At 44.3% G+C, this 6,000-nt stretch carries 7 protein-coding genes and 1 other RNA gene; 3 read left to right on the plus strand and 5 right to left on the minus strand.

Features of this window, described 5'->3' with window-relative positions:
- Positions 1-101 precede the first annotated feature (101 nt).
- Both ffs and AB4180_RS02775 read right to left on the minus strand, forming a co-directional pair.
- Positions 102-198, minus strand: an RNA gene (gene ffs, locus AB4180_RS02770) — signal recognition particle sRNA small type.
- A gap of 196 nt (positions 199-394) precedes the next feature.
- Positions 395-1,138, minus strand: coding sequence for a hypothetical protein (locus tag AB4180_RS02775; RefSeq protein ID WP_009847251.1), 744 nt, complete (start codon positions 1,136-1,138; stop codon positions 395-397).
- 227 nt (positions 1,139-1,365) lie between these two features.
- Between AB4180_RS02775 and AB4180_RS02780 the strand changes: the two genes are divergently transcribed.
- Complete coding sequence (locus tag AB4180_RS02780; protein ID WP_009847252.1) at positions 1,366-1,668, plus strand: MGMT family protein; 303 nt, start codon at positions 1,366-1,368, stop codon at positions 1,666-1,668.
- 74 nt (positions 1,669-1,742) lie between these two features.
- Here AB4180_RS02780 and AB4180_RS02785 read toward each other — a convergent pair whose 3' ends face one another.
- A complete protein-coding gene (locus AB4180_RS02785; protein ID WP_009847253.1) occupies positions 1,743-2,183 on the minus strand; it encodes a YbaY family lipoprotein in 441 nt (146 codons plus the stop codon).
- A gap of 159 nt (positions 2,184-2,342) precedes the next feature.
- On the opposite strand from AB4180_RS02785, the gene tesB reads away from it, so the two are divergent.
- Positions 2,343-3,212 (plus strand): acyl-CoA thioesterase II, encoded by an 870-nt coding sequence (gene tesB / locus AB4180_RS02790; RefSeq protein ID WP_198592251.1) that lies wholly within the window; start codon positions 2,343-2,345, stop codon positions 3,210-3,212.
- 299 nt (positions 3,213-3,511) lie between these two features.
- Here the strand turns inward: tesB and AB4180_RS02795 are convergent, their stop codons facing one another.
- Together AB4180_RS02795 and AB4180_RS02800 are read right to left on the minus strand one after the other, a co-directional pair.
- Positions 3,512-4,177 (minus strand): hypothetical protein, encoded by a 666-nt coding sequence (locus AB4180_RS02795; protein WP_102249497.1) that lies wholly within the window; start codon positions 4,175-4,177, stop codon positions 3,512-3,514.
- Positions 4,178-4,265: 88 nt separating this feature from the next.
- Positions 4,266-4,721, minus strand: coding sequence for an Lrp/AsnC family transcriptional regulator (locus AB4180_RS02800; protein ID WP_009847256.1), 456 nt, complete (start codon positions 4,719-4,721; stop codon positions 4,266-4,268).
- 147 nt (positions 4,722-4,868) lie between these two features.
- Between AB4180_RS02800 and AB4180_RS02805 the strand changes: the two genes are divergently transcribed.
- Positions 4,869-5,936: a PLP-dependent cysteine synthase family protein gene (locus tag AB4180_RS02805; protein WP_017098794.1), complete on the plus strand. Its 1,068-nt coding sequence runs from the start codon at positions 4,869-4,871 to the stop codon at positions 5,934-5,936.
- Positions 5,937-6,000: the final 64 nt, after the last annotated feature.

Below are 6,000 nucleotides of genomic sequence, written 5' to 3' on the forward strand. Positions count from 1 at the left end.
TAAACCTACAACAAAAAGTAGACCATGAAGACTTAAGATGCAAATAAGAAAAGAAGCCTGCAATTTATGCGAACATATATTGCAGGCTTCATAATGGGTGGAAGCCCCAGCCACATCCCGGCACACACGTCGCCTGCTGCGGCTGCTCCCTTCCAGGCCTGACCGAGTTCACAAGTTAGTGTTGCGGGAGGACCAGAGCCTCCATAGATTCTTTTTCTAAGAGGCTTGCCTCAAAGAGTGATTGGATTATTAAGCATCGCAGCAACCATTGCAAGCCCTTCCACCCTATTTTTGAACAATTGCGTTCTAAGTGCTTATCCTTTATTCAACCCATTCGCAAATCGCAGGTAAATTCGCCATTTACCTGCAGTTGAAAGGTTTGGTTACAGAAGAGCTAAATATCGATGTCTTCATTATCTTCGGTGCGAAGGATGTAGTCTGTCATCCAAGCGGTGCCCAACAAACATAACCACACCACAAAAACGGGACTAGGCACTTCGATACTTGGGGTTATCACCAAAGCCGCAAAACCGACTGTTGGCAATGTCCAACACAACAGCTTATTCCAACGGAAAGTTTTCAAGCGCGTCAGTGTTTCCATCGATGCCATGATACCCGTGACACACAAAGCAACCAAAGCGGCATAAGGTAAATCGGCCATCCATAATGGAAGTATTAAGCCTAATGACCACCAGCTGTGTCGACTGGCTGGTTTAAGATGATTTGCCGCCCACCAAATCACGATGATCGACAAGGTTTGCAGCGTGGTAACCCACGGAACGCCATCAAGCTTTCCTGCGGATTGCGTCACCATGATCCCGACTTGTAGCGTTGCGACGATCAAGCCAGAAATAATCACGACCGACAAACTGCTACGTTTTGAAAAGACCACCATCAATAGTGGGAATAACACCCATACACTGACAGAGAGCGTGATGGGTTGCAAAGGAAGGGTTAGACCGTAAGTGGTCATGGCAGCAAGCAAAGCTAAACCTGCGATACCGCCCTGCGGTAGAATCCATAATGCAGGAATGACCATTGCAAGTACTGGGATATCTCCCTCACTTAAACTGATTGCTCTCGCGCAAACAACCGCTAATAATGTGGTGATCAAGAACTGAAACGTTGAAAATACCATAGCCCTCTCCTTCTACCGATCCGTGGTACCATACCAATCGTAGTAATTAACTGGTCACCCTAGCTTGTTAAAAGCCTCGATAACCTCGTTAGATTTTTTGATTGTAGAATAACTATTTATCGAAACTTCTTATCAAAAAGAGCAGTCTTGTTCTCAAGCTTTTTCCCTGCGCTATTTTTGAACACTTACTTACTGTGATTGGTATTTATGAACTAGGAACATTTAGTATGGACCAATTTTTGCCCCAAATCTTTGCTGTGATTCACCAAATTCCATATGGGAAAGTAACAACTTATGGAGACATCGCACGTTTTTCAGGATTTCCGGGTTATGCGCGCCATGTGGGTAAAGCGCTGGGTAACCTACCAGAAGGAAGCAAACTGCCTTGGTATCGGGTGATCAATAGTAAAGGTGAGATCTCTTTGAAAGGGGATTCCTTTGATCGCCAGAAAAAGCATTTGCAAGAAGAAGGGATTGAAGTGAGTGACGCGGGAAAAGTTAAACTCAGAATATACAAATGGCAGCCCTAGAGCTGCCACTAATCGTCTATTCAACTGACTAAATTAGCTAATCAAGATGCCTTAACAGTGGCATCGATTTCGAATTAACGGACACCAACCAAACGTAGGTCTGCTTGCTGCGTGTTTTCTACGTCAGTAATCACTGACTTAATCGTGTCTGTTGTGAAACGCAGTTTGCCGTCAACGTGAATCGTTGCGCGCATGTTGTAACGGTGGTTAGCTTTAATCTTGTTGTTGTCGTAGCTCAGCTCGAATGCGAACGGAACTTGCTTACCGTCTGTGGTGAACTCTTGAGTCGCGATAACGGTCGATGGTGCGTCAGCCAGTGAGATGTCTTCTAGCGTAACAGTCACTACGGCATTCTCTGGCAATGCAATTCTTTCACGATAGCTTACTGTTCCTGAAATCACTTGAGTGTTCTCTGCAACCACTTCCTGAGAAGCACTGGTTTCTGATGTTGCTTGGCAACCTACAAGTAGGCCAAACGATACTAAAGACGTAATAAGAATTAGAGCCTTTTTCATATTCAATTTCTCTCAACATGTTTGCCGGACTCGGCAAATCTACTCACCAATTATAAGAGAGCTTTCATATTCTGTCTCGAAACCCTATGATTTATTGACAGATATCTGACTAAGCTGAATGATTAACACCATAATCTGACACCTATTTTACCAAGAGGCATGCTGGCGGTGAGTCAACCTTTAAATGAATTACTCAATTTACTTCAGCTAGAGAAACTAGAGGAAGGCCTGTTCCGCGGGCAAAGTGAGAACCTAGGTCTGCCACAGGTATACGGCGGTCAAGTATTAGGGCAAGCGCTTTCTGCTGCTCGTTATACGGTTCAAGACGACCGCAGTGTTCACTCGTTCCACAGTTACTTTCTATTTCCCGGCGACCCTGAAAAACCCATTATTTACGATGTTGAGAACCTAAGAGATGGACGCAGCTTTAGTACACGCCGCGTGAAAGCGATTCAAAATGGCCGCCCTATTTTCTATCTCACGGCTTCTTATCATGGTGATGCACCCGGCTTTGAACACCAGAATGAAATGCCAAACATCCCTGAGCCAGAGAACTTTGCATCAGAAACTGAGTTAGCGAGCCAAATTGCTGAATTTTTGCCTGAGAAACTGCGTAAGACTTTCTGTGGCGAAAAGCCAATTGAGATGCGCCCGGTAACAATAGTGAACCCGCTTAACCCTAAGAAAGCCGACCCAAAACAATACCTTTGGGTGAGAGCAAATGGCGCGATGCCAGACAACCAATTGATTCACCAATACCTGCTTGCTTACGCATCGGATTGGGGATTCTTGGTAACAGCACTTCACCCTCATGAAGTTTCTATCATGACGCCGAACTTCCAAGTAGCAACGATTGACCACTCTATCTGGTTCCACCGCCCATTCAAAATGGATGAGTGGTTGCTTTATGCGATTGAAAGCCCAACGGCAGCGAACACTCGTGGCCTAGTGCGCGGCGAAATTTTTAATCAGAAAGGTGAGCTCGTAGCGACAGCCGTTCAAGAAGGTGTGATGCGTTTTACTAAATAGCGATCAAGTAATACCAATCGTAGTAAATAACTGGTCATCCTAGCTTGTTAAAAACCTCGATAACTTCGTTAGAATTTTTGATTGTAGAATAACTACTTATCAGAAAATTCTGCCTTGTTCTCAAGCTTTTTTCCTGCGCTATTCCTGAACACTTACTTACTGTGATTGGTATAAATAGCGAATAAACGCTTTTTACAAGCTCCCAATATGTACGAGAAAAAAAGAGAGGCTAGGTTTGATACCTAGCCTCTCTTTTTAATGATGCTAACGACAAGCTGTCACGTAACAGTCCGTAATCTCTATTCAGCCTCTAGCAAGGGTTCGAATTCACCTTGTACTCGAGTTTTAATTCCATCACCAGCGTCTCGCAGTAGATTAAATGGCGATAACACCACGCCTTTCACTGCGCCTTCTGCGGCACCTTGAGCTAACTCTTTACTTTTATCTGCCAGCAAATTCGCTTGTGCCAAAATACCCGGAACTTCCGCTCGTAGCATTTCAGATTCGGCAACAACAGTGGGGATAGTTTGCTGGCGGTAAGATTTACTTTCAGCGAGCATCGGTGGCATCACATCGACACGGTATCGTTTTAATTCAGTCAATGTGGGCGGGATGACATCGGTTCTTACCTGCCCGACTTCCGTTCGGACATTTTTAACTTCATCTAATATCGCAGGGATTTTATTATCGACCGATGAAACGGTTTGATTCACTTTTTCGACGGTCTTTCTGACGTCTTCAACGGTATCTAACACCTGAGGAGCAAGCTCATTAACATGTTCAGCAAACGCTAATAGCTCTTCTACTTTTAGCCCTTTGGTAAGACCGGATAAATCTTCGATCACCTGCGGATAAGTATCAACGATTTCACCGACTTTATTGGTAAACGAATAGATGGTGTAACCCAAATAGAAAATGGCAACGGCCAGTACCAATTGGATAGCAGTAGATACTTTTGCAAACATGAATATTCCTTTTCTTTATCGCAGAGGCGAGATCTAAACTGAGAATATATCTAAACTGAAACGATAGTTAACTTTAGCTAGGTGTAGCTTAAAGAGGCAATGCCGTCGTGTACTTCAATGGCTCCATCGCAAACGTCGAGGTCACATTAGAGATACCATCAATGCTATTCACCAAGCGCTTGTAGAAATCATCAAAGCACTTCATGTCTTTCACCTGAACCTTCATCATATAATCATATTCGCCAGCCATGCGATAAAACTCCATCACTTCTGGAAATTCCGATACGGTGTTTACAAAACGACCATACCACTCATGAGAATGATCACTGGTTTTCACCAATACGAACGCTGTAAAAGCAAGTTCGAGCTTTTCAGGATTCAATAACGCCACTTTTTTTTCAATAATGCCGTTTTCTTCGAGGCGTTTAAGCCTTTTCCAACAAGGTGTTGTGGTGAGGTTGACCGCTTCTGAAATGTCGTTCAATGACAATGTGCTGTCTTCTTGTAACAGCCTTAATATTTTTTTATCTACGGCATCTATCACACTTTCACCAAATCGAATTTAAAGAGAATAATTTTCTACAATTTAAGCAAAACAAAGCAAATATGGCAAAGTTTTTCTCTCAAATTCTAGCTAAATTGGAACCATACCAATTACAAAGAATTCCTACACTCGATCAGGAGAACGCTTATGTGCACTGACCATCAATGGATTAACAACGCGATTCGTAAAATTGAAGCGGACTACCAACGCTCAGCGGATACGCACCTTATCAAGCTCGATCTACCAAGTATCGAAGGCATTGATGTTTACCTTAAAGATGAAAGCACACACCCTACAGGCTCTTTAAAGCACCGCTTAGCGCGTTCTCTGTTCTTATACGCTATCTGTAACGGTTGGGTTGGCCCAGAAACAACGATCATTGAATCTTCATCAGGCAGTACTGCAGTATCTGAAGCGTACTTCGCTCGCCTACTTGGCCTGCCGTTTATTGCAGTAATGCCAAAATGCACGGCGAAGAAGAAGATTGAGCAGATTGAATTCTACGGCGGCCAAGCGCATCTTGTTGACCGCTCAGATGAAATTTACGATGAGTCTCGTCGTTTAGCAGAAGAACTGAATGGTCACTACATGGACCAATTTACTTACGCTGAGCGCGCAACCGACTGGCGTGGTAACAACAACATCGCGAACTCCATTTTCAATCAAATGCAGATGGAAGATCACCCAGTTCCAGCTTGGGTAGTAATGAGCCCAGGTACAGGCGGTACTTCTGCAACTATCGGCCGCTTCATTCGCTACCAACAGCATGAAACTAAGCTTTGTGTTGTTGACCCTGAGAACTCGGTATTCCACGAATACTTCCAAACAGGCAATGCGAACGTGAAAGGCAGTACATTCAGCAAGATTGAAGGCATTGGTCGCCCACGAGCAGAGCCAAGCTTCATTCCTGGTGTGGTTGACGAAATGCGTAAAATTCCAGATGCAGCAAGCATCGCAACGACACATTGGTTATCTGACATTCTTGGCCGCAAGGTTGGCGCATCTACGGGTACAAATATGTACGGTGTGCTTCAACTGGCAAGCGAGATGAAAGCACGCGGTGAGACAGGTTCTATTGTGACTTTGCTATGTGACAGCGGTGAACGTTACCTAGACACTTACTTCAACGACGAGTGGGTGAACAACAACATTGGTGACCTACAACCGTACGCGGCGAAGTTAGAAGCTTTCTCGCAAACAGGTGAGTTGGCTTAACCACAGAGTAAGCACCGGCGCCAAAATTAAAAAGAGCCCTTGATGGGTAATGCCGTTCACTTAA

The organism is Vibrio sp. 10N.286.49.C3, from assembly GCF_041469545.1.
GTDB classification, from domain to species: Bacteria; Pseudomonadota; Gammaproteobacteria; order Enterobacterales; family Vibrionaceae; genus Vibrio; species Vibrio tasmaniensis_A.

What these genes read in the sequence shown, in the direction of transcription:
- AB4180_RS02775 (WP_009847251.1), bottom strand. Translation starts at nt 1,138, where the DNA reads ATGGTATTTTCAACGTTTCAGTTCTTGATCACCACATTATTAGCGGTT.
- AB4180_RS02780 (WP_009847252.1), top strand. Translation starts at nt 1,366, where the DNA reads ATGGACCAATTTTTGCCCCAAATCTTTGCTGTGATTCACCAAATTCCA.
- AB4180_RS02785 (WP_009847253.1), bottom strand. Translation starts at nt 2,183, where the DNA reads ATGAAAAAGGCTCTAATTCTTATTACGTCTTTAGTATCGTTTGGCCTA.
- tesB (WP_198592251.1), top strand. Translation starts at nt 2,343, where the DNA reads ATGCTGGCGGTGAGTCAACCTTTAAATGAATTACTCAATTTACTTCAG.
- AB4180_RS02795 (WP_102249497.1), bottom strand. Translation starts at nt 4,177, where the DNA reads ATGTTTGCAAAAGTATCTACTGCTATCCAATTGGTACTGGCCGTTGCC.
- AB4180_RS02805 (WP_017098794.1), top strand. Translation starts at nt 4,869, where the DNA reads ATGTGCACTGACCATCAATGGATTAACAACGCGATTCGTAAAATTGAA.